Source organism: Stenotrophomonas maltophilia group sp. Smal32, assembly GCF_030237085.1.
GTDB classification, from domain to species: Bacteria; Pseudomonadota; Gammaproteobacteria; order Xanthomonadales; family Xanthomonadaceae; genus Stenotrophomonas; species Stenotrophomonas maltophilia_Q.
In genome coordinates this window covers 1-21,202 of record NZ_JASJSI010000017.1, presented here as the reverse complement: position 1 = coordinate 21,202, position 21,202 = coordinate 1, and the positions used below count along the sequence as shown (strand labels likewise).

At 67.3% G+C, this 21,202-nt stretch carries 16 protein-coding genes; 7 read left to right on the top strand and 9 right to left on the bottom strand.

Annotated features, from left to right (window positions below; translation table 11 throughout):
- Positions 1–27 precede the first annotated feature (27 nt).
- Both QRO91_RS06270 and QRO91_RS06265 read right to left on the bottom strand, forming a co-directional pair.
- Positions 28–1,401: a sigma-54 dependent transcriptional regulator gene (locus tag QRO91_RS06270; RefSeq protein WP_005410795.1), complete on the bottom strand. Its 1,374-nt coding sequence runs from the start codon at positions 1,399–1,401 to the stop codon at positions 28–30.
- Between the two features lie 60 nt (positions 1,402–1,461).
- Positions 1,462–3,075, bottom strand: a complete 1,614-nt coding sequence (locus tag QRO91_RS06265; protein WP_049427898.1) for a PAS domain-containing sensor histidine kinase — start codon at positions 3,073–3,075, stop codon at positions 1,462–1,464.
- A gap of 357 nt (positions 3,076–3,432) precedes the next feature.
- Here QRO91_RS06265 and sucC point away from each other — a divergent pair, with 357 nt between their 5' ends.
- The 3 genes from sucC to QRO91_RS06250 all read left to right on the top strand — a co-directional run bounded on the left by sucC (position 3,433) and on the right by QRO91_RS06250 (position 7,373).
- Positions 3,433–4,602 (top strand): ADP-forming succinate--CoA ligase subunit beta, encoded by a 1,170-nt coding sequence (gene sucC, locus QRO91_RS06260; RefSeq protein WP_004154430.1) that lies wholly within the window; start codon positions 3,433–3,435, stop codon positions 4,600–4,602.
- 21 nt (positions 4,603–4,623) lie between these two features.
- Positions 4,624–5,499 (top strand): succinate--CoA ligase subunit alpha, encoded by an 876-nt coding sequence (gene sucD, locus QRO91_RS06255; RefSeq protein WP_005410793.1) that lies wholly within the window; start codon positions 4,624–4,626, stop codon positions 5,497–5,499.
- Between the two features lie 239 nt (positions 5,500–5,738).
- Entirely contained in the window at positions 5,739–7,373 is a 1,635-nt protein-coding gene (locus QRO91_RS06250; protein WP_049429147.1) for an NAD+ synthase, read from the top strand.
- Between the two features lie 113 nt (positions 7,374–7,486).
- Here the strand turns inward: QRO91_RS06250 and QRO91_RS06245 are convergent, their stop codons facing one another.
- Both QRO91_RS06245 and QRO91_RS06240 read right to left on the bottom strand, forming a co-directional pair.
- A complete protein-coding gene (locus QRO91_RS06245) occupies positions 7,487–8,680 on the bottom strand; it encodes a lipase family protein (RefSeq protein ID WP_049429148.1) in 1,194 nt (397 codons plus the stop codon).
- A gap of 195 nt (positions 8,681–8,875) precedes the next feature.
- Entirely contained in the window at positions 8,876–9,763 is an 888-nt protein-coding gene (locus QRO91_RS06240; protein ID WP_024956778.1) for an outer membrane protein assembly factor BamD, read from the bottom strand.
- Between the two features lie 112 nt (positions 9,764–9,875).
- Between QRO91_RS06240 and rluD the strand changes: the two genes are divergently transcribed.
- The 4 genes from rluD to QRO91_RS06220 are packed head-to-tail and all read left to right on the top strand — an operon-like array spanning position 9,876 to position 12,574.
- The gene (rluD, locus tag QRO91_RS06235; RefSeq protein ID WP_019660164.1) at positions 9,876–10,865 is read left to right on the top strand and encodes a 23S rRNA pseudouridine(1911/1915/1917) synthase RluD; all 990 of its coding nucleotides are present in this window, start codon (positions 9,876–9,878) and stop codon (positions 10,863–10,865) included.
- A complete protein-coding gene (gene pgeF, locus QRO91_RS06230; RefSeq protein WP_049429149.1) occupies positions 10,865–11,635 on the top strand; it encodes a peptidoglycan editing factor PgeF in 771 nt (256 codons plus the stop codon). The genes rluD and pgeF overlap by 1 nt, the downstream gene beginning before the upstream one ends.
- Positions 11,636–11,655: 20 nt before the next feature.
- On the top strand, positions 11,656–12,162 hold the full coding sequence (locus QRO91_RS06225) for a DUF4166 domain-containing protein (protein WP_049429150.1): 507 nt from the start codon (positions 11,656–11,658) through the stop codon (positions 12,160–12,162).
- Complete coding sequence (locus tag QRO91_RS06220; protein ID WP_049429151.1) at positions 12,137–12,574, top strand: thiol-disulfide oxidoreductase DCC family protein; 438 nt, start codon at positions 12,137–12,139, stop codon at positions 12,572–12,574. The genes QRO91_RS06225 and QRO91_RS06220 overlap by 26 nt, the downstream gene beginning before the upstream one ends.
- Positions 12,575–12,695: 121 nt before the next feature.
- Here QRO91_RS06220 and QRO91_RS06215 read toward each other — a convergent pair whose 3' ends face one another.
- From QRO91_RS06215 to QRO91_RS06195, 5 genes are all read right to left on the bottom strand, one after another.
- Entirely contained in the window at positions 12,696–13,997 is a 1,302-nt protein-coding gene (locus QRO91_RS06215; protein ID WP_049429152.1) for an OmpA family protein, read from the bottom strand.
- A 358-nt stretch (positions 13,998–14,355) separates the two neighbouring features.
- Positions 14,356–15,720, bottom strand: a complete 1,365-nt coding sequence (gene otsA, locus QRO91_RS06210; protein ID WP_049429153.1) for an alpha,alpha-trehalose-phosphate synthase (UDP-forming) — start codon at positions 15,718–15,720, stop codon at positions 14,356–14,358.
- Complete coding sequence (locus QRO91_RS06205) at positions 15,717–17,498, bottom strand: glycoside hydrolase family 15 protein (RefSeq protein WP_049429158.1); 1,782 nt, start codon at positions 17,496–17,498, stop codon at positions 15,717–15,719. Before QRO91_RS06205 ends, otsA begins: the two co-directional genes overlap by 4 nt.
- Positions 17,499–17,538: 40 nt before the next feature.
- Positions 17,539–18,297 (bottom strand): trehalose-phosphatase, encoded by a 759-nt coding sequence (gene otsB, locus QRO91_RS06200; protein WP_049429154.1) that lies wholly within the window; start codon positions 18,295–18,297, stop codon positions 17,539–17,541.
- Between the two features lie 242 nt (positions 18,298–18,539).
- Positions 18,540–20,975: a TonB-dependent siderophore receptor gene (locus QRO91_RS06195; RefSeq protein ID WP_049429155.1), complete on the bottom strand. Its 2,436-nt coding sequence runs from the start codon at positions 20,973–20,975 to the stop codon at positions 18,540–18,542.
- Between the last annotated feature and the right edge of the window lie 227 nt (positions 20,976–21,202).

The following is a 21,202-nucleotide window of genomic DNA, read 5'->3' as shown; positions in this document are numbered from 1 at the left end:
ACCGCGCAGCCGAGCATGGGCTCGGCTCTACTCCATCCCCAGCTTCTTCAACTTGTAGCGCAGCGCACGGAAGGTGATGCCCAGCTGCGCGGCAGTACGGGTCTTGTTCCAGCGGTTCTCTTCCAGCGCACGCTGGATGGCGCTGCGCTCGAGCTGCTCGATGTAGGAGGGCAGGGCGGCGCTGCCCGGCTGCAGGTCGGCCACCGCTTCGGCGGGCGCCGCGCTGCCGGGTGCACGCGGCGCGTGCTGCGGCAGGCGCAGGTCGTCGGCGCCGATGCAGTCTTCCTCGGCCAGGGCCAGCGCACGTTCCAGGATGTTCTCCAGCTCGCGCACATTGCCCGGGAACGCGTACTGCGCCAGCGCTTCCAGCGCCGACGGCGCCAGCAGCGGGGTGGCACGGCCGTGGCTGCGGGCCAATCGGGCCAGCACGGCCGCGGCCAGTTCGGGCAGGTCCTGACGGCGCTCGCGCAGCGGCGGCACCTTCAGTTCGATCACGTTGATGCGGTAGTACAGGTCGTGGCGGAAGCGCCCGTCCTCGACCAGCTCGGCCAGATCCTTGTGGGTGGCCGAGAGGATGCGGACATCCACCGGCTCCTCGTTGGCCGCCCCCACCGCGCGCACCGACTTTTCCTGGATCGCGCGCAGCAGCTTCACCTGCATCTGCAGTGGCAGTTCAGCCACTTCGTCCAGGAACAGGGTGCCGCCATGCGCCGCCTGGAACAGGCCGGGCTTGTCGGCGTGCGCGCCGCTGAAACTGCCCTTGCGGTGGCCGAAGAATTCGCTCTCCATCAGCTCGCCGGGAATGGCGCCGCAGTTGACCGGCACGAACGGGCCGGCCGCGCGCGCGCCCTGCGCATGGATGGTGCGTGCGACCAGCTCCTTGCCGACGCCCGACTCGCCGAGGATGTAGACCGGCGCCTGGCTGCGCGCGACCTTGCCGATGGTGGTGCGCAGCACATCCATGGCCTGTGAGTGGCCGAGCAGGCGCCCGCCCTGTTCGGCGTTGGGGCCCGGTGCCGGGCGCTCGGCGTTGTTGAGTTCCAGCGCGTGCTTGACCAGTCCGCGCAGCACCGAGATGTCCACCGGCTTGCTGACGAAATCGAACGCGCCGGCCTTCAGCGCCTCCACGGCCAGATCCATGCTGCCGAACGCGGTGATCATCGCCACCGGCGTGCGCGGGTAGTGCTGGGCGATCTCGCTGACGAGCTCGATGCCGTTGCCATCCGGCAGGCGCATGTCGGTGATGCACAGGTCGTACGGATTGCTGGCCAGCAGCTCACGTGCCTCGGCCAGGTTCGCGGCGGTACTGATGCGCAGCCCCATGCGGCCGAGGGTCAGCACCAGCAGTTCGCGGATGTCGCGTTCGTCGTCGACGACGAGGGCGCTGCGGGTTTCATTCATGGGCGTGAAAGATAAACGAGGGGGCTGGAAGCGACAAATGTTTGACGCACAGGATGGGAATCAGCTGGGCAGCAGCGTGTGTGGACCGGGCAGCACCAGGCGGAAGCAGGAGCCGCCGGCCGGCACCGCGATGTAGTCCAGGCGGGCCTGGTTGGCCCGGCACAGTTCGCGCGCGATATACAGGCCCAGTCCGGTGCCATGCTCGGACGTGGTGAAGAAGGGCCGGAACAGCTGCGCGGCCACGCTCTCGGGGATACCCGGGCCACGGTCCATCACGTCGATCACCGCGCTGCGTTCGTGCTGGGCCACGCGCAGCCGCACCCGTGCCGGCTGCTGGCCGATGCGGCCGTACTTCAGCGCGTTGTGCACCAGCACGGTCAGCACCTGGTAGAGATGCTTGGTGTCGACCTGGGCCATCACCGAGGTATCGCTGATGATCGGTTCGATGCTGTCGGTCTCCAGGGTCTGGCCCTGCTTGTACTCCAGCACGAAGCGGCGCACGAAGGCGACCAGGTCCACGTTCTCGGGCGTGGCACGCTCGCGCCGTGCCAGGCCCAGCACGCTTTCGACGATGCCGTTGGTGCGCTGGCATTGCTGGCGGATGATCTGCAGCAGGCGGCGGTCGCTCTCGTTGAAGCCGGTACCTTCCTCGAGCAGCTGCACGGCATAGTTGATCGCCGCCAGCGGGTTGCGGATCTCGTGGGCGAGGCTGGCCGAGAAGCGGCCCATCGCGGAAAGGGTGAGCGATTCGGCGCGGCGCGAGACCACGCTGGAATCATCCAGGAACACCAGCGCAAGGTCGCTGCCGGCCAGCAGGCGGGCGAAGCGCGGCTGCACTTCCGGCTGGTCGGGGTTGAGCTGCAGCGGCAGTTCGTCCTGTGCCCAGCCATTGCGCCAGCGCTGCAGCCTGCGCGCCAGTTCCGGTGCGGCGCTGGCCAGGTCCAGGCGCCCGCTTTCGCCGTTGCCGTCGTTGTCGCCCAGCAGCATCGAGGCGGCTTCGTTGGCCAGGGTGATGCGGTTGTCGGCGTCCACCACCAGCACGCCGGTGCGCATGCGGCGGATGATCAGTTCGTTGATCTGGAACAGGTTGGCTACTTCGTCGCCGCGCTGGTTGGCCAGTTGCTGGTTGCGGCGAGCGCGGTTGCCCACCTGGTAGCTGATGAAGGCCAGTGCCAGGTAGCTGGTGGCGAACATCGCCAGTTCGGCCAGGGTGCGGGTGGGGTCGCCGCCTTCCAGCAGCTTCCATGTGTACTCCACGCCGGTGGCCAGACTGGCGGCCAGCGCCAGGCCCAGCCCCAGGCTGAGCGGGAGCAGGGTGGCGGCGGCGGCGATGTTGAACAGCAGCGACATCGAGATGCCGGCACTGGCGCCGGGCAGGGCGTGCGACAGCAGGGTGGCGGCCACGATATCCACCAGCACGCCGCTGACCACGATCGGACGCAGCCAGCGTTCGTTGCGGCCGAGTGCCAGGGCCAGCAGCGACAGGGCCAGGTAGATGACCGCAACGACGTCGGCCAGCCGCGGGTGATGGGCTTCACCGACCATGGCCGACAACGGGCTGTAGAGCAGGGCGGCGATGACCGTAGCGATCAGCACCCGGTACAGCGCGAAGAAATACAGTTCACGCCGCGGAATCGATTCGATGCGGTCGATCAATGAAGCACTGGGTGACACGCCGGAACTCCCCTTCTGGCTGCCTGGGTCTGGATTCTGCGGCGGGCCTGGCCGGCGCCCCCTGAAGCCGGGCCGGCACGTCGCGTTTGCGAAGGGCAGTATAGGGCCCCCGGCCGGGCGCCGCCGAAGTGGCCCGGATCGCGCATTTGGCCCGGTGCGGACACCGGTGGCCAGCCCCGGCCCGGGTGCAACTGCCTGAATGATGGTGGAAATCTGCCCGCGTCCGGCGTTTTGTACAGACTTCTTTGCGCCCCGGCGCCGGCTCGGCCACAATAGTGGGCCCGCCGCGGTCCATGCCGGCGCCCCGCCGGGGCCCTGAGGAATTGCGTGCGGTCGTTCCTATTCCCACGGTGACGCATGAATTTCCACGAATACCAGTCAAAACAACTGCTTGCCGAGTACGGCATCCCGGTCCCGGCCGGCAAGGTCGCTGCGACCCCGGACGAAGCGGTTGCCGCTGCCAACTCCCTGGGCCAGGGCCCCTGGATGGTCAAGGCGCAGATCCACGCTGGCGGCCGCGGCAAGGCTGGCGGCGTCAAGTTCTGCAAGACCACCGACGACGTGAAGGCCGCTGCGGCCAAGATGCTCGGCACCAAGATGGCCACCTACCAGACCGCAGGCGTTGAACTGCCGGTCAACCTGGTGCTGGTGACCACAGCCGGCGAGATCGTCAAGGAACTGTACCTGTCGGTGCTGGTCGACCGTGGCACCAAGACCATCACCTACATCGCCTCTTCGGAAGGCGGCGTGGAGATCGAGCAGGTCGCTGCTGAAACCCCGGAGCTGATCCACTCGCTGAACGTCGACTTCGTCGAAGGCGTGCAGGGTTACCACGGCCGTGATTTCGGCTTCAAGCTGGGCCTGACCGCCAAGCAGGCCGGCCAGTTCGCCAGCATCATGGTGAACCTGTACCGCCTGTTCAACGAAAAAGACCTGGCCCTGGTTGAAATCAACCCGCTGGCCATCCTGGACGACGGCAACCTGTACGCGCTGGACGGCAAGTTCGACAGCGACGACAACGCCGCGTTCCGCCAGAAGGCCCTGGTCGCCATGCGCGACAAGACCCAGGAAGATCCGACCGAAGTGATCGCTTCGGAGCTGGACATCAACTACGTCACCATGGACGGCAACATCGGCTGCATGGTGAACGGCGCCGGCCTGGCCATGGCCACCATGGACGTCATCAAGCTCAACGGCGGCGAGCCGGCGAACTTCCTGGACGTGGGCGGCGGTGCCAACAAGCAGCGCGTCATCGAAGCCTTCAAGCTGATCCTGTCCTCGGACAAGGTCGAAGGCATCTTCGTCAACATCTTCGGCGGCATCGTCCGCTGCGACATGATTGCCGAAGGCATCATCGCCGCCGTGAAGGAAGTGGGCGTCAAGGTTCCGGTCGTGGTGCGCCTGGAAGGCACCAACGTGGAAGAAGGCAAGCAGCTGCTGCGTGACAGCGGCATGGCCATCATCCCGGCTGACAACATCAACGATGGCGCCAAGAAGATCGTTGAAGCTGTCAAGAACGCCGCCTGATACCGACACCAAGGAATTCCAATGTCTGTTTTGATCAACAAGAACACCAAGGTGATCGTGCAGGGCTTCACCGGCCAGCAGGGCACCTTCCACGCCACTCAGATGATCGAGTACGGCACCCAGGTTGTCGGCGGCGTGACCCCGGGCAAGGGTGGCACCACCCACATCGACCTGCCGGTCTTCAACACCGTTGCCGACGCCGTGCAGAGCACCGGCGCCAATGCCTCGGTCATCTACGTGCCGCCGCCGTACGCGGCTGACGCGATCCTGGAAGCCGCTGCTGCCGGCATCAAGGTCATCGTCTGCATCACCGAAGGCATCCCGGTGCTGGACATGCTGCGCGTCAAGAACGTGCTGACCCGCTCGCATCCGGACACCGTGCTGATCGGGCCGAACTGCCCGGGCGTCATCACTCCGGGTGAGTGCAAGATCGGCATCATGCCGGGCCACATCCACCAGCCGGGCAAGATCGGCATCGTGTCGCGTTCGGGCACCCTGACCTATGAAGCGGTCAAGCAGACCACCGAAGTCGGCCTGGGCCAGTCCACCTGCATCGGCATCGGTGGTGACCCGATCAACGGCCTGAACTTCGTCGACTGCCTGAAGCTGTTCAACGAAGACCCGCAGACCGAAGGCATCATCATGGTGGGCGAAATCGGCGGCGACGCCGAGGAAGCCGGCGCCGAGTACATCAAGAACCACGTGAAGAAGCCGGTCGTCGGTTTCATCGCCGGTGCGTCGGCTCCGGCCGGCAAGCGCATGGGCCACGCCGGTGCGATCGCCTCGGGCGGCAAGGGCACTGCCGAAGGCAAGTTCGCTGCCATGGAAGCTGCCGGTGTTGTCACCGTCCGCTCGCCGGGCGACCTGGGCGCTGCCATCGCCAAGCTGGTGAAATAAGATTGTTGCCGGCCTGCGGCCGGCACGATCGGTAGAGTCGACTGTTAGTCGACTGCTCTACCTGCTTCAATAGAACAGCCGCCTCCGGGCGGCTGTTCTGCGTCTGGCAGTGTCCCGGTCGGCTCCATCCACGCACGGCGTGGATCTACTGAGCCAGGGCTGTCCACGCAGTGAGCGCGCCCGGCGCGCGCATGGCGCGGCGTTACAATGGCGGCATTGCAACCACAGGCTGGATTCCCATGGCTTCGATCCGCATCGCGATGGCGCAGTTCGACTTCCCGGTCGGCGATGTCGCCGGCAACACCGAGCGCATCATCGAGATGATCGGCCAGGCGCGCGACGAGTACGGCGCCGAGCTGGTGATGTTCCCCGAGCTGGCGGTGAGCGGCTATCCGCCGGAAGACCTGCTGCTGCGCCCGGGCTTCCTGTACGAGTGCGAGCAGGCAATGACGCGCATCGCCGCGGCCTGCCGCGGCATCACCGCGGTGGTCGGCTGGCCGCAGGCGGCTGGCGCGGTGGTCTACAACGCCGCCAGCGTGCTGCGCGATGGCCTGGTCGAGCAGACCTACCGCAAGCGTGAGCTGCCCAATTACGCCGTGTTCGACGAACGCCGCTACTTCGATGTCGATCCGGACGGTGGCAGCTGCGTGTTCGAGGTCAACGGCATTCCGGTGGGTCTGCTGATCTGCGAGGACCTGTGGTTCGCCGAGCCGTTGGCCGACACCGTGCGCGCCGGCGCGCAGCTGGTGGTGGTACCCAATGCCTCGCCGTACGAGCGCGGCAAGCACGCCCAGCGCGATGCGGTGCTGGCCGCACGTACCCGCGAGAGTGGCGCGGCAATCGCCTATCTCAATGTGGTCGGTGGCCAGGATGCGCTGGTGTTCGATGGCGCCTCGGTGGTGGCCGATGGTGACGGCACGGTGCACCCCGCCGCCGCCGCCTTCGTCGACCAGTGGCTGGTGGTGGAGTACGACGGCGAAACGCGCCGCTTCATGCCGCACGTGTGGATGGACGATGGCGACGAAAGCATGGATGCACTGGCGTGGCGTGCCGTCACCCGCGGCATCCAGGACTACTGCCGCAAGAACGGCTTCAGGAAGGTGTGGCTGGGCCTGTCCGGTGGCATCGATTCGGCACTGGTACTGGCCATGGCGGTGGACGCGATGGGGGCGGAGAACGTCACCGCGGTGCGCCTGCCGTCGCGCTACACCGCCGGCCTGTCCAATGACCTGGCGGCCGAACAGTGCCAGGCACTGGGCGTGAAGCTGGAAGCGGTCTCGATCGAGCCGGCGTTCAAGGGCCTGATGGAATCGCTGGCGCCGATGTTCGAGGGCACCACGCCGGACGTGACCGAAGAGAACCTGCAGTCGCGCAGCCGTGGCGTGATCCTGATGGCGCTGGCCAACAAGTTCGGCGGCTTGCTGCTGACCACCGGCAACAAGAGCGAATACGCGGTGGGCTACGCCACCATCTACGGCGACATGTGCGGTGGCTATGCGCCGTTGAAGGACCTGTACAAGACCGAAGTGTTCGGCCTGTCGAAGTGGCGCAATACCGTGGGCGGTGCACCGGTGATCCCGCCGGCGGTGATCAGCCGCCCGCCGTCGGCCGAACTGCGCGAGAACCAGCTGGACCAGGACTCGCTGCCGGCCTACGACGTGCTGGACGGGATCCTGTACCGCTACATCGACCAGGAGCAGTCGCGCACGGAGATCGTTGCCGCCGGTTACGCCGCCGCCGTGGTCGACCGCGTGCTGCGCCTGGTGCGCATCAGCGAATGGAAGCGGCACCAGGCCGCGCCAGGGCCCAAGGTCTCGCGTCGCGCGTTCGGCCGCGAGCGTCGTTACCCGATCAGCAACGGCTACAAGGGCTGAGGTAGCGGTGGGGGGTAATGCCGGCCGCTGGCCGGCAACCCGTTGGCCCCTCTCCGGTGGGTGCGGACCTTGGTCCGCACGATCGTCGAAGATCATCCACGCATGTCGTGGATCTACCGTGCGGCGTCCAGCAGTTTTTCCAGGCCGGTGGCTTCGGCGGCTTCGTCGAAGCGGGCATCTGCCAGGCGTGCTTTTACGAAGGCCACCCCGTCAGCGGTGGCCGCATCCAGCGTGGCGCGGTGGTCGACCGGATACTGGCGGAAGGCCACGGGTTCGCCGCGCAGGGCCAAGCCGGCGGCATACAGCAGGGTGGTCAGATAGGGCACGTCCTGATCGCGCGTGCCGTGGGCCAGCATCAGCGGCTGGGCGAACCCGTGCCGTGGCACGCCCAGATAGTCGTGCAGCAGCGTCCAGATGCCCGGCACCGAGGTCAACGGCGCGCTGAACATCTCGCCGGTGCTGGCGCCCTCCAGCTGTGCCGCCAGATCGGTCAGGCAGTGCTGTCGGGCCAGGGCAATGCGTGCCCGCCCCTGCGGGCTCAGCACGCGGTCGATCTGCGGCGCCACCTGCAGCAGGCCATCAAGCAGATAGGCATGGTAGGCATTGAGTGCGCCGGGATTGGCGCTGCGGCTGTCGGGGCGCATCACCAGTGCGGTCATCTCCACGGCCGTGGGCGTGCCTGCGGTGAAGCTGCCCTTGTACTGCAGGCCGGGGCCGGAATAGGCGGCAGCCTGGTGGCCGGCGCTGAGCGCCGCGGCACCGCCCTGCGAGTAGCCCACCGAGACCCAGCGCGGTGACAGGCGGCTGCCCAGGAACCGATGGCTGGCCTTGACCATGTCGATGCTGTTGCGCGCGGCGGTGCGTACATGCAGGTAGGCGTGATCGCCGGGGCTGCCGAGGCCCTGATAGTCGGCCGCGACGACGGCGTAGCCCTGGGCGAGGAAGGCGTCCAGGAAGCGCCCATCGCGTTCGGCGTGGGTGGGGCCGGAACGGGAAGGGGCGCAGTGATCGGCAATGCCCTGGGTGCCATGCGCCCAGGCAACGACCGGCCAGCCGCCCGCTGGCGCCGTGCCTGCCGGCAGATAGAGCAGACCGGTGCCCTGCGCCAGCCGGTTGTGATGATCGGGCGTGCGGTAGCTGAGCAGGTACGCCTGGGATGCCTTCGAGGGCACCCAGGCGGCACGATAGGGCGCTGCGCTGAGCAGCTCGCCCGGCTCTGAGGCCTGGACTGCAGCGGGCAGGGCCAGCAGGGTGGCGGCGAGGGTGGCCAGCAGGGGCCGGGTGCGGGAAACGGTTGAGGTCTTCATTCGGACTCCAGGCAGGCGGGAATGGCCGTGCGCTGGAGTGTGGAGGGCCGTGCGGGTCCGGTTTGGGAACGGCATCGCAACGGCGGCCGATTCGTAGAATTCCTAATACCCCAAGTCCAGCGGGGCGCCCGCCATCCACGCATGGCGTGGATCTACCGGATAAAGAAAGGGCCCCTTGCGGGGCCCTCTGCTTTCTTATTTCTTTTCCAGTCGCGCGTTGCGCTGGCCGGTGCTGGCGGACTTCTCGCCGGCGAACGGGTTCAGCTTGCGGATCATCCACGGGTACTTCGGCCACTTGCCTTCCAGCCACGGGTGGTCCGGCTGGTTCAGCTGCAGGACGCGGCGGGCGTCGTCGGCCAGGGTCTTGTTGCCCAGGTGGGTGTAGGAATCGGCCAGGACGGCGACGGCGTCGTACTGGAACGCGCTCTGCGGATAGGTTTCCAGCAGGTAGTTGGCGCGGCCGGCGGCCGAGACCCAGGCGCCGCGGCGCATGTAGTACAGGGCGTTGTCCAGCTCGTGCTGGGCGAACACGTCACGCAGCTCCAGCATGCGCTGGCGCGCATCGGCGGCGTAGCGGCTGTTCGGGTAGCGGTCGACCACGATGTTGAAGTCCGAATACGCCTGGTGCGGCGTGGACAGGTCGCGGCGGCTGGCGTCCAGCGACCATACGCGGCGCAGGAAAACCGTACTGCGGTTGGAGTTGGCCAGGCCGCGCAGGTAGTACAGGTACGCGATGTTGCGGTGGGTCGGGTAGGTACGGATGAAGCGGTCGATGCTGGACACCGCATCGTCGTGCTTGCCGGCCTTGTACTGCGCGTAGGCGGTTTCGATCATCGCCTGTTCGGTATACGGGCCGTACGGATACTGGGCCACGAGGCGGCGGAAGCTGGTTTCAGCCCCGCTCCAGTTGCCACCCTGCATCAGCTTGTGGCTCTTCTCGTACAACTGTTCGACCGGCGTCCCTTCATCGGGGCGATCGCCCTTCTTGGCGCCACGGTGGCAGCCGGTGGCGGCGATGACCAGCACCAGCAGCAGGGCGGTGAGGCGGACGGGCGCGGAGAGCATGGAGGAGCGTCGGATCATGAGGTCGAGGCGGGACGCGGCTGGAATACGAAGGGTCGATGATAGCCTAGTGTCCTGTCCAGCGACTGAAACCGGCCGCCGGGACCCCAAAATTTCAAAGAATGCCCCTGCCATGTCTGAACAACCCTCTGAATCGGCCCGCCAGGCCATCGTCCCCGACACCGCTGCCGGCCGCCGTTTCGACGCCGTGGTGGCCGAACTGTTCCCCGAATACTCGCGGTCGCGCCTGACCGAGTGGATCAAGGCCGGTGAGGTCCTGCTGGACGGCGCCCAGGTGCGCCCGCGCGATCCGCTGCGCGGCGGCGAGGTGGTGACCCTCAACGTGGTGCTGGAAACCCAGACCGACGCCCAGCCGGAGGACATCCCGCTGGACGTGCTGTTCGAGGACGAGCACCTGCTGGTGATCAACAAGCCGGTCGGCCTGGTGGTGCATCCGGGGGCCGGCAACCACAGCGGCACCCTGGTCAACGCCCTGCTGTTCCGCGACCCGTCGGTGGCGGTGCTGCCGCGCGCGGGCATCGTGCACCGCCTGGACAAGGACACCAGTGGCGTGATGGTGGTGGCCAAGACCCTGGAAGCGCAGACCGCGCTGGTCGAGCAGCTGGCCGCACGCGACGTGCACCGCCAGTACCTGGCCATCGTGATGGGCGCGCTGGTGGCCGGCGGTACCGCCGATGCCCCGATCGACCGCCACCCGCGCGACCGCCTGAAGATGGCGGTGCGCGAGGACGGCAAGGAGGCGATCACCCATTACCGGCTGCGTGAGCGCTTCCGTGCGCACACCGCGCTGGAGTGCCGTCTGGAAACCGGGCGTACCCACCAGATCCGCGTGCACATGGCGCACGTTCGCCATCCGATCATCGGTGATCCGCTGTACGGCGGCGCGCTGAAGCTGCCCAAGGGCGCCAGCGATGAGCTGGTGGCCGCGCTGCGTGGCTTCAAGCGCCAGGCCCTGCATGCCGAGACCCTGGAGTTCACGCACCCGATCACCGGTGAGCCGGTGCGCAACACCGCGCCGGTGCCGGAGGACATGCTGCACCTGATGAAGGTGCTGCGCGAAGACAGCGAAGCCTTCGCCGCGCGCGAGCGGGACCGCTGGTAATGGACGCCGCGCTGCCGTTGCTGTGGGCCGATTGGCCGGCGCCTGCGGGCGTCCATGCGCTGACGACGCGCCGGCATGGCGCGGGCATCTCGCCGGCGCCGTTCGCGCAGTTCAACCTGGGCAACCGGCACGCGGCCGATGGTGATACCCCGGCCAACGTCGAGCACAACCGCCAGCTGCTGCAGCAGGGGCTGGCGTTGCCCTCCGCGCCGCACTGGCTGCGCCAGGTGCACAGCAGCACCGTGTTGCGCTTCAGCACGCCACCAGTGCCCGGCGCCAGCGAGCCGGTGGCCGATGCCGCAGTAACCTCGGTGCCCGGCGTGGTGCTGGCGATCCTGACCGCCGACTGCCTGCCGGTGGTGTTCGCCGCCGCTGATGGCAGTGAGGTGGGCGCGGCGCATGCCGGCTGGCGTGGCCTGGCCGACGGCATGCTGGAGGCCACCGTGGCGGCCATGCAGACGCCGCCCGGGCAGTTGCGAGCCTGGCTGGGACCGGCTGCCGGGCCGGCCGATTACGAGATCGGTGAAGAGGTCTACCACGCTTTCGTCGGCCATGATCCGGCCGCCGAGGCGGCGTTCGTGGCCACCCGCGCAGGCCACTGGAAGGTGGACCTGTTCGCGCTGGCGCGGCAGCGCCTGCAGGCCGCGGGCATGGACCCGGCGCAGGTATACGGCGGCACGGTGTCGACCATGGCCGATCCGGACCTGTACTCGCACCGGCGCGATCGTCGTACCGGACGCATGGCGACGCTGGCCTGGATCGCACCCTGAGTACGCCCCTGTTCGCACGGGTGCTGGGGCCGGCCTTCGCCACCCTGGCCGCCCCGGTGCAGGCGCTGCATGCCGCGCCGTTGCCCTGCCGTTATGCAGGGCAGGCGCGGATCGTGCGGGGACGGCACTGGCTGGTGCCGTTGCTGGCCGCAGTGGCACGTTTGCCGAACAACGGCGATGCGCTGCCGACCGAGGTAGCGTTCAGCGCCCACGGGCAGGGCGAGCAATGGGCGCGACGCTTCGGACGCTGGCCGATGGTGTCGCGGTTGTGGGAGCACGAAGGGCATCTGCACGAGCAGCTGGGTGCAGTGCGTTTCGCGTTCGACCTGCAGGCCCGCGATGGCGGCATCGACTGGACGGTGCGGCGGGTCTGGGCGTTGGGCCTGCTGCCGCTGCCAACACGCTGGTTCGGTGGCGTGCGCTGCCGTGAAGCGTGGCACGGCCAGCGCTACACTTTCCTGGTCGATGTGACATTGCCCTGGGCCGGAGCCCTGATCCGCTATGAAGGCTGGCTCGAACCGCAGTGAGGTTGCCACCGAGACCGGCCGCGCGGTGATCGTGTTCGATGGTGTGTGCGCGCTGTGCAACCAATGGGTGCGCTTCCTGCTGCGCTTCGATCGCGCGGGGCGTTACCGCTTCGCCGCGATGCAGGGCACGCAGGGCAGCGCGCTGTTGCGTGCGCACGGGCTGGATCCGCAGGACCCGGCGTCGTTCCTGTTGCTGGACGCACGGGGCGCGTGGACCGATACCGATGCGATCCTGCGCGTACTGGCGGGACTCGGCGGTGCCTGGCGTTTTAGCGGCGTGCTGCGCCTGCTGCCGCGCAGCTGGCGGGACGCGGCGTATCGCCTGCTGGCGCGTAACCGCTATCGCTGGTTCGGACGCCACGATGCGTGCCATCTGCCGGCGCCGGAACACCTCGCGCGGTTCCTGGATTGATCACCGGACGTCTGTAGAGCCGAGCCATGCTCGGCTGTTCCCGTCGAGGCTATGAAAAAGGCAGCCGGGCATGGCTCGGCTCTACAGGAGCAGGTGCTTCAAGCCTGCAGCGTCGGCAGGCTCAGTCGAGCAGCCGGTAATCGATACGGCGGTTCTGCGCGCGGCCGCTGTCGCTGCGGTTGTCGGCCACGGGATGTTCCTGACCGTAGCCCACGGCGACCAGCGTGTCAGGCTCCACCCCCAGCGCCTGCAGCCCCTGCGACACCGCTTCGGCACGTTGCTGGCTGAGATGCAGATTGGCTTCGGCCTGGCCGCGGCTGTCGGTGTGCGCACCGATTTCCACGCGCGTGCCTGCTGGCGTGTCACGCAGCGCGTTGGCGGCAGCTTCCAGCGTCTGCCGCGAGTCACCGGTCAATTCGGAGGAGCCGGCGTGGAATTTCAGCGTGGTCTGGTTCAACGCAGCTACCCGCTGTGCAGGGGCAGCGTCAGGTGACAGCTGCGCCAGCGCGGCCAGGCCCGGGCCCCACAGCCCGCGCATCTCCAGCGACGGGAAGTCCTGGCGCAACCGCCGCGAGATGGCCAGCCGCTCGGGCTCCTGCATGGAACGGGTATCGATCCGCAACCGGGTGCCTTCAAACACAAGGTGCAGGCCGTCGCCCCGCAGGAGGGGAAGATCCACGATCAGGCGATCCAGCCAGCGCGGCGCCTGGGTGTGCGGGTCCAGTGCGATGCCACCCTCCAGGTTGCGCGCGCCGTGCACGGCGGAAAGCGCATTCCAGACGCGGCGACGGTCGCTCTCGCTGGGCAGGCGCCCGTGTACCTGTACCTGCGTGCCGCGCTGAAGGAGGGACAGGTGCGCTTCATGCTGCGCGGGCGTGTCCTGCACCGTCCACAGCGGTGTGCGCGCTTTCAGCAACAACCATGTGGTGAGGCCCAGCACCGCAACCACAGCCACGGTCCAGAGCAGGCCGCGCAGGGCCATGCCGTACATCGCACGCGAGGGCACCAGACTGCGCATGCGCCTGGGCGCGGCGTTCCTGCGTGCTGGAACGGCGGCAGCGGCCACTTCATCGGCGCTGTGCGGGGCGGACATCAGGGTGACGACGCCGGGCAGCAGGTTGCAGATCACCACACGGAACGGCCCGGGTGACATGCCGCTGCGGTGGGCGATCATGGCCAGCGTGTGCGCCCCGAGGGCGCGCTCCATTTCGCTGGCAACGATGGGCAGGCGCAGGCTGGCCGGGTGCCGCCAGGAGTGGAAGCGGGCGGCCAGGCCGGCCTGTTCGAAGCGCTGCTGCACGCCGTCCAGACCGTGGGGATGCGAGGCCACCCAGGCGGTGATCACCTCGATCACCCAACGGGTGCGATGGCCCAGTTCAAGGCGTGTTGCTGCATCTTCGATGAAACGGTCGTAAGCGGACATGCGGTGACTCCCCAGGTGTGATGTGCGCGACGCCTCGCAAACGCGGTGGCGATGGCGTGCGGTCGTTCTGGGGGCGTCACTTTGGGGAGCGGGTGTCAATGCGGAATGAAAACCGGTGCGCGCTGCAGCTTTCGTTTTTGCGGACGCATGAGCGGCAGGCGTGATGAAACCGGAAAAAACCCCTATGCGAAGCTGGCTTTACATGAGGATCGGCATTCCGCGCGGCCGTGGGCCGGTCGCGTTGCCGGTGCGGTGATTTGGTTTCATTCGCATCCACTTTAGTGCTGAAAGCGACAATTTGCGGGCCGTGCTGGCACGCCGATGACGTGTCGAACCGGCCCGCAGCGAAGGTGGTCGCTCAGCCTTCCAAAACGTCCAGATAGCTGCGCCGCCAATGGTTGATGTCGTAGGTACGCAGGTGCTCCATCATCGCGTGCCAGCGTTCCTTGCGCCTGCGCAGCGACATCGTCGCGGCCGTGGCGATGGCGTCGGCCACGCCGTCCAGATCATGCGGGTTCACCAGCAGCGCCTGCTTCAGTTCGTCGGCGGCCCCGGCCAGCAGCGACAACACCAGTACGCCGGGATCGTCCGGGTCCTGCGAGGCCACGTACTCCTTGGCCACCAGGTTCATGCCATCACGCAGCGGGGTCACCAGTCCCACTGCCGCCGCCCGGTAGAAGCCGGTAAGCGTGGCGTGGGTGAAGTTCTGGTTGACGTAGCGCAGCGGTGTCCAGTCCGGTTCGGCGTGGCCACCGTTGATGTGGCCGGCGATCTGTTCCAGCTGGCTGCGCAGTTGACGGTACTCGGTGACATCACCGCGCGAGACCGGAGCGATCTGCAGGTACGTCAGCGAACCCCGCTGGTCGGGATGGCGCTCCAGATAGCGCTCGAAGCCAAGGAAGCGCTCGGGCAGGCCCTTGGAATAGTCCAGGCGATCCACGCCGATGGCCAGTTGGCGGTCGCGCAGGCTGGCGCGCAGATTCTTCACTGCGGCCTTGGTCGCGGCGGTACTGGCCTGCCGCGCGATCAGCTCGGTGTCGATACCGATCGGGAACGCGGCCGCGCGGAAGCGGCGTCCACCTGGCGCTTCCAGTTCGCCATTGTCGAGTACGCGGCCGCCACCGAACAGGCGCAGGTAGGTCTGGAAGCGATCGGCGTCGCGCTGGGTCTGGAAACCGACCAGGTCATAGGCATACAGCGCGGAGAACAGGCGCAGGTGGTCGGGCATGGCCTGCAGCAGGTCGGCCGAGGGCATCGGGATGTGCAGGAAGAAGCCGATGCGGCAGCCGATGCCGCGCTCACGCAGCAGTGCGCCGAGCGGGATCAGGTGGTAGTCGTGGATCCAGACGATATCGTCTTCGCGCAGCAGCGGCGCGAGCTTGTCGGCGAACAGCGCATTGACCTTGTGGTAGGTCTCGCGGGTACCACGGTCGTAGTCGACCAGGTCCAGGCGGAAGTGCAGCAGCGGCCACAATGTGCGGTTGGCGAAGCCGTTGTAATAGCCATCCACCTCGCGCTTGCTCAGGTCCAGCGTGACGAATTCGATGTCGCCGTCCTTCTGCGTGTGCAGCGTGCCGCTGCCATCGCGCACGCTCTTGCCGCTCCAGCCGAACCACATGCCGCCGCGTTCCTTCAGCGCGGCGAGCAGGCCGACGGCCAGGCCACCGGCGCGATTCTCGCCGGGCACCGCCACCCGGTTTGAAACCACTACAAGACGACTCACGATGCCTCCTGCCAGGACCGCGACAGGCGCATCGCGGCGGTGATCAGGCCGACGTGCGAATAGGTCTGCGGGAAATTGCCCCAGGCCTCGCCGCTGTCGAAGGCCAGATCCTCCGACAGCAGGCCCAGGTGGTTGCGCTGCTTCAGCAGCAGCTCGAACATCCCGCGTGCTTCGTCCATGCGCCCGATCGCCGCCAGCGCATCGATGTACCAGAAGGTGCAGATGGTGAAGCTGGTTTCCGGCTCACCGAAGTCATCCGGTGCGACATAGCGGTACAGCGAATTGCCATGCTTGAGGTCGCGGCCGATGGCCTCCACGGTGGCGATGAAGCGGGCGTCCATCGCATCGATGAAGCCGATGTCGGCCAGCAGCAGCAACGAGGCATCCAGTCGGTGGCCACCGAAGGTGTCGGTGAAGTGGCCCAGCTCGTCACTCCAGGCTTCAGCCATGATGCGTGCGTGGATGGTGTCGGCGCGCTCGCGCCAATAGTGCGCCCGGTCGTCGCGCTTCAGGCGTACGGCGATCTTGCACAGGCGGTCGCAGGCCGCCCAGCACATCGCACTGGTGTAGGTGTGCACCTCGGTACGCCCGCGGAACTCCCACAGACCGGCATCGGGTACGTCGTGCAGGGCGAATGCCTGTTCGCCCAAGGGTTCCAGGCGGGCAAAGGTGTGCGCATCCCCCGGGTCCTGCAGGCGACGGTCGAAGAACAGCTGCGTGGAGGCCAGCACCACGCTGCCGTAGACATCGTGCTGGCGCTGCACCCAGGCCAGGTTGCCGCGACGCACCGGGCCCATCCCGCGATAGCCGGACAGGCTGGGGACTTCGTTCTCGTCCAGCTTGGCCTCGAAGCCGATGCCATACAGCGGCTGCAGCGTGCCATCGGTGGTGGCCAGGTTGAAGATGTAGCCGAGGAACTGTTCCATCGTGCGCGTGGCGCCAAGACGGTTCAGCGCACGCACCACGAAGGCGGCATCGCGCAGCCAGCAGTAGCGGTAGTCCCAGTTGCGCACGCTGCCGGGCGCTTCCGGAATGGAGGTGGTCATCGCCGCGATGATCGCGCCGCTGTCCTCGTACTGGCACAGCTTCAACGTGATTGCACTGCGGATGACCGCGTCCTGCCATTCCAGCGGAATGGACAGGTAGCGCACCCACTCACGCCAGTAATCACGGGTGCGCTGGAAGGCTTCCTGCACATAGCCGCTGATGGAGCGGTTGAGCGATTCGTCCACGCCGAGGATCAGGTGGATCGGATGGTTGAGCACAAACGGCAGGCCATCACGCACGAACCGTACCGGCACGTCGGTGGTCAGCCGCAGCACGTGCTCGGGCAGGATCCAGCGCACGTGGTTGCTGCCCCAGGTGGACTCGGGCACGCGCGCGCCCCAGTCGGCCAGCGGGCGCGCACGCACGGTGATGCGTGGGCTGCCGGCCAGTGGGCGGACCTGGCGGATCAGGCTGACCGGGCGGTAGAAGCGGTCGTTCTGGCGCCAGCGCGGGGCGAAATCGAGGATTTCCAGTGCGCCGCCATGCGTGTCACGCAGCACGGTGCGCAGGATCGCGGTGTTGGTGAGGTATTCCTGCTCGCTGTCGGCGAAGTCCTCCAGCTCGATGGCGAAGTCGCCGCCGGTCTGCTGGTTGGGACCGAGCAGGGCGCAGAAGGTGGGGTCGCCGTCGAAGGTGGGCAGGCAGCTCCAGACAACGCGGGCATGTTTGTCGACCAGGGCGCCGAAGCTGCCGTTGCCGACCACGCCCAGATCAAGATCGGGTTGGGTCATCACGCGGTACATCTCGGTTGCGGCCGTGGGGGGGGCCGGGTCAATAGGCATTCTCACGCAGCCAGGCGTGCACGCTGCGTATGTCGGGCAGTGCGAACACCGCCGCGCTGGGTTCACGCTCGCCCACCAGCACGCTCCAGCCATGCTGGCCGTTGGCGGCATCGAAGCCGAATTCATCGGTGAGGTCATCGCCCATGAACACGGGCAGGCGACCGCGGAACGGCAGGTACTGCATCATCCTCCGCACTGCCCGGCCCTTGTCGGTGCCTACGGGCACGAACTCGACCACGTGGTCACCGGGCTGCAGGCGATAGCTGGTGCGGCCGCGCACGTGCCGGTCGGCGAATGCGCGGACATCACTGGCGGCGTGCGGCGCACCGCGCCAATGCAGGGCCAGGCCCACGCCCTTGTCCTCGACCAGCACGCCGGGATGCCCATGGGCGAAGCGCATGGCCTGCTGGTGCAGTGCGTGGAGCCATTCGGCGGTGTCGTCGTCATGCTCGTCGCGCAGGACGCGACCATCCTGGCCACGCAGTTCGTGGCCGTGAAGGCCGGCGGCAGGCAGTTGCAGCGGGGCGAACAGCGTGTCCAGCTGCTCAAGCGGGCGACCACTGACCAGTGCCACGGCACCTTCCAGGCGGTCGCTGATGCGGCCGATGGCTTCACGCACATCCGGCAGCAGCTGCACGGCATCCGGGCGCGCAGCGAATTCGATCAGGGTGCCATCGACATCGAGGAACAACGCACAGGCGTCATCCAGCAATGGCGGTGGCGGACGCAGGGGGAGCGGTTCAGCCATGCCCCCACCTTGCCAGCGTGGGCGTGTAGGGCAGGTCGAGGCAGGGCGACAGTTCGTGGTGGGTGCCGACCGCTGGTCGGGACGGAAGACGATGGGGAAACCACGACGGGGTAGAGTCGACTGTTAGTCGACTATCGCGCGCAGCGCGGGACTTTTGCGATCTGCGTGAAGAGCAGTCGACTAACAGTCGACTCTACCCCGTCGGCTCTACCCCGTCGGCTCTACCGGGTCGATTCTGCGAATCAGAACGTATAGCGGACGCGGCCGTAGTAGTACGCGCCGTTGCTGCCGATCGGCGACAGCACGTCATACGGCAGGTTGCCGAAGTAGTGAATGTCGCTGTTGGATCGATCCGGGTAGTTGTCGGTCAGGTTCTGGCCACCGATGGCCACGCTCCAGCGCGGAGTGATGCGGTACTCGACCTCCGCATCCAGCTGCCATTCGGCCTGGTAGGTCTGGCGCGGAATGTAGCCGTCACCGAAGTTGAACACGCGGGTGGCGCTGCCATAGCGGTTCACACGGGTGCTCAGCGACCAATGGTCGTTGCTCCAGGCCGCCGAGAAACTGCCGCGGGTACGCGGCGTGGCATCGGTCAGCGTGTTGGTCTCCTCGATGCCGAACAGCACGTAGTCCGGATTCAGTGCACGCAGCTGGGCCGGCGTGGCGAGCACGTTCTTCAGCGTGGTCTTCGTGTACGCATAGGTGCCGGCCAGCAGCAGCTGGCCATCGCCCAGCGACTGGCGCCAGTTGCTCACCAGCTCGGCGCCGCGGGTGCGGGTGTCGGCGGCGTTGACGAAGAAGCTGGCGCTCTGCAGGCCGGTGACGCCGTAGTTGGCTGCCACATAGTCGGTCAGCGCATCACCGGTGATGCTCTCGGACAGCGCAATGCGATCGTCGATGTCGATCTGGAAGAAGTCCAGCGACAGGTCGAAGTGCTCGCCGATGCGGCTGGTGAAGCCCAGCGAGGTGTTGAGCGATTTTTCCGGCTTCAGGTTCTGCGCACCCAGGCCGCGCGCGATCGGATTGTTGACCGACAACAGGCGTCCCTGCACCAGCTGACCGCCAGCGTTGTAGCCGGTGGAGGTGGACTCGTAGCCGATCTGTGCCAGCGACGGCGCACGGAAGTTGTTGGAGATGGCGCCACGCAACGCGAACGCCGGGGTGAATTCGTAGCGCAGGCCGAGCTTGCCGGTCAGTTCACCGCCGAAATCATCGTTGTGCTCGTAGCGCGCGGCCAAATCGGTGGAGAACTTCTCGCCGAACTGGCTGGACAGGCTGGCATAGGCACTGGCCACATCGCGCGACAGACGCGCCGCATCCTGCGGGGTCAGGCCGCCGCCGGCCTGCGAGCCGGTCGGGCGGTCGGTGAACGGGCCGGCCGCATAGCTGGCGGGGTCACCGGGGCGGGTCTGGTAGCGCTCGTGGCGTGCTTCCACACCCAGGCCCAGGGTGTGGCTGATGCTCTCGCTCTGGGTGAACACGCGGCTCAGGTCGAGGTTGCCCACGGTCTGCGCGTACTCGTAATCGGCAGTCTTGAAACGGGTCGGGCTGGTCGGGCCCAGCGAGGCATTGAGCGAATCGCGCAGGCGGTAGGTGAAGTCGTTCTGGCCGTAATCCAGGCTGCCGTCGTAGCTCCACTCGCCCCACTGGCCGCGCACGCCGGCCACGGCCTGCACGTCGCGGTTCTCGCCTTCGGAGATCGGCCGGTAACCGTTCGGATAGACCTGCTTCCAGTTGGCATCGCCGTCGGGGTAGCGGAAGTAGTTCGCGCCCTCGGTGTCACGCTGGTTGAAGGTGCCGAACGCGTAGAACGTCGAGGTCTGGCCGACCGGGATCTCGGTGTTCAGCCACAGGTTGATGTCCTTGCTCTTGCCATCGCCCAGCACGTAGTTGCGCTTGCCCTGCAGCACCAGGTTGCCTGGAGTCTGGTCCCACGGCGGAATCTGGTCGAAGCCGGCGCGGTTGGTGCCGTTGCGGTGCTTGTATTCCAGGCCGACGCGCAGGAAGCCGCCATCCTCGCCCAGCGAGGTGCCGACCTTGGCGCTGATGTTGCCGGTCTGGCCGTCGGTGAGGGTGCGCCCGATCGGCTTGAGGTCAGTGTGGTTGGCGCCGTAGCTGGCTTCGATCTCGCCACCGTCGCCGCCGTTGTCGAGGATCACGTTGATGACGCCGGCGACCGCGTCAGAGCCGTACAGCGCTCCAGCACCATCGCGCAGCACTTCGATGCGCTTGATCGCGCTGACCGGGATCGAATTGAAGTCGACCGGGGTGGTGCCCTTGCCGATCTTGCTGTCGGTGTTGACCAGCGCGGTGTGATGGCGGCGCTTGCCATTGATCAGCACCAGCACCTGGTCCGGCGACAGGCCACGCAGCTGCGCGGCGCGTACATGGTCGGCACCGCCGGAGTTGGACTGGCGCGGGAAGTTGAACGACGGCAGCAGCGCCTGCAGTGCGCTGCCCAGCTCACCGTTGACCACGCCGGCCTTGCGGATGTCCTCGGCGGTGAGCACGTCCACTGGCGAGGTGGATTCAAGCACGGTGCGGTCGGCGGCGCGGGTGCCGGTGACGATCACCGTGTCCAGGTTGGTGGCGTCCTGGGCCAGGGCCGGGACGGCGGCGGAGGAAAGCGCGAGGGCGATGGCGAGGCCGAGCGGCGACGCGGGCAGGCGGGCGGACATGGGGGCTCCAGCAACAACGACGACGGGGAAGGGGGAGATAGACTCACTTACATCCATCCGGATGAAGCGATATATCATCTTCGCGTGATGGCCGGTGCAGATGCAAGCCCCTGCCGGTCCGGCATGAGCTGATGCCCTGCTGGCATCAGCACGCCGGGCCGGTGGCGCTGTACGCTGCCGGCTCGCCCTGTCCCCCTTCCCCGGAGCTGTACCGATGAAACACCTTG

Bases quoted from the DNA above. Each gene is read 5' to 3' on its own strand.
- otsB (WP_049429154.1), bottom strand. From the start codon at position 18,297: ATGGCTGAACCGCTCCCCCTGCGTCCGCCACCGCCATTGCTGGATGAC.
- sucD (WP_005410793.1), top strand. From the start codon at position 4,624: ATGTCTGTTTTGATCAACAAGAACACCAAGGTGATCGTGCAGGGCTTC.
- QRO91_RS06195 (WP_049429155.1), bottom strand. From the start codon at position 20,975: ATGTCCGCCCGCCTGCCCGCGTCGCCGCTCGGCCTCGCCATCGCCCTC.
- QRO91_RS06245 (WP_049429148.1), bottom strand. From the start codon at position 8,680: ATGAAGACCTCAACCGTTTCCCGCACCCGGCCCCTGCTGGCCACCCTC.
- QRO91_RS06250 (WP_049429147.1), top strand. From the start codon at position 5,739: ATGGCTTCGATCCGCATCGCGATGGCGCAGTTCGACTTCCCGGTCGGC.
- QRO91_RS06270 (WP_005410795.1), bottom strand. From the start codon at position 1,401: ATGAATGAAACCCGCAGCGCCCTCGTCGTCGACGACGAACGCGACATC.
- rluD (WP_019660164.1), top strand. From the start codon at position 9,876: ATGTCTGAACAACCCTCTGAATCGGCCCGCCAGGCCATCGTCCCCGAC.
- QRO91_RS06240 (WP_024956778.1), bottom strand. From the start codon at position 9,763: ATGATCCGACGCTCCTCCATGCTCTCCGCGCCCGTCCGCCTCACCGCC.
- sucC (WP_004154430.1), top strand. From the start codon at position 3,433: ATGAATTTCCACGAATACCAGTCAAAACAACTGCTTGCCGAGTACGGC.
- QRO91_RS06205 (WP_049429158.1), bottom strand. From the start codon at position 17,498: ATGACCCAACCCGATCTTGATCTGGGCGTGGTCGGCAACGGCAGCTTC.
- pgeF (WP_049429149.1), top strand. From the start codon at position 10,865: ATGGACGCCGCGCTGCCGTTGCTGTGGGCCGATTGGCCGGCGCCTGCG.
- QRO91_RS06220 (WP_049429151.1), top strand. From the start codon at position 12,137: ATGAAGGCTGGCTCGAACCGCAGTGAGGTTGCCACCGAGACCGGCCGC.
- QRO91_RS06215 (WP_049429152.1), bottom strand. From the start codon at position 13,997: ATGTCCGCTTACGACCGTTTCATCGAAGATGCAGCAACACGCCTTGAA.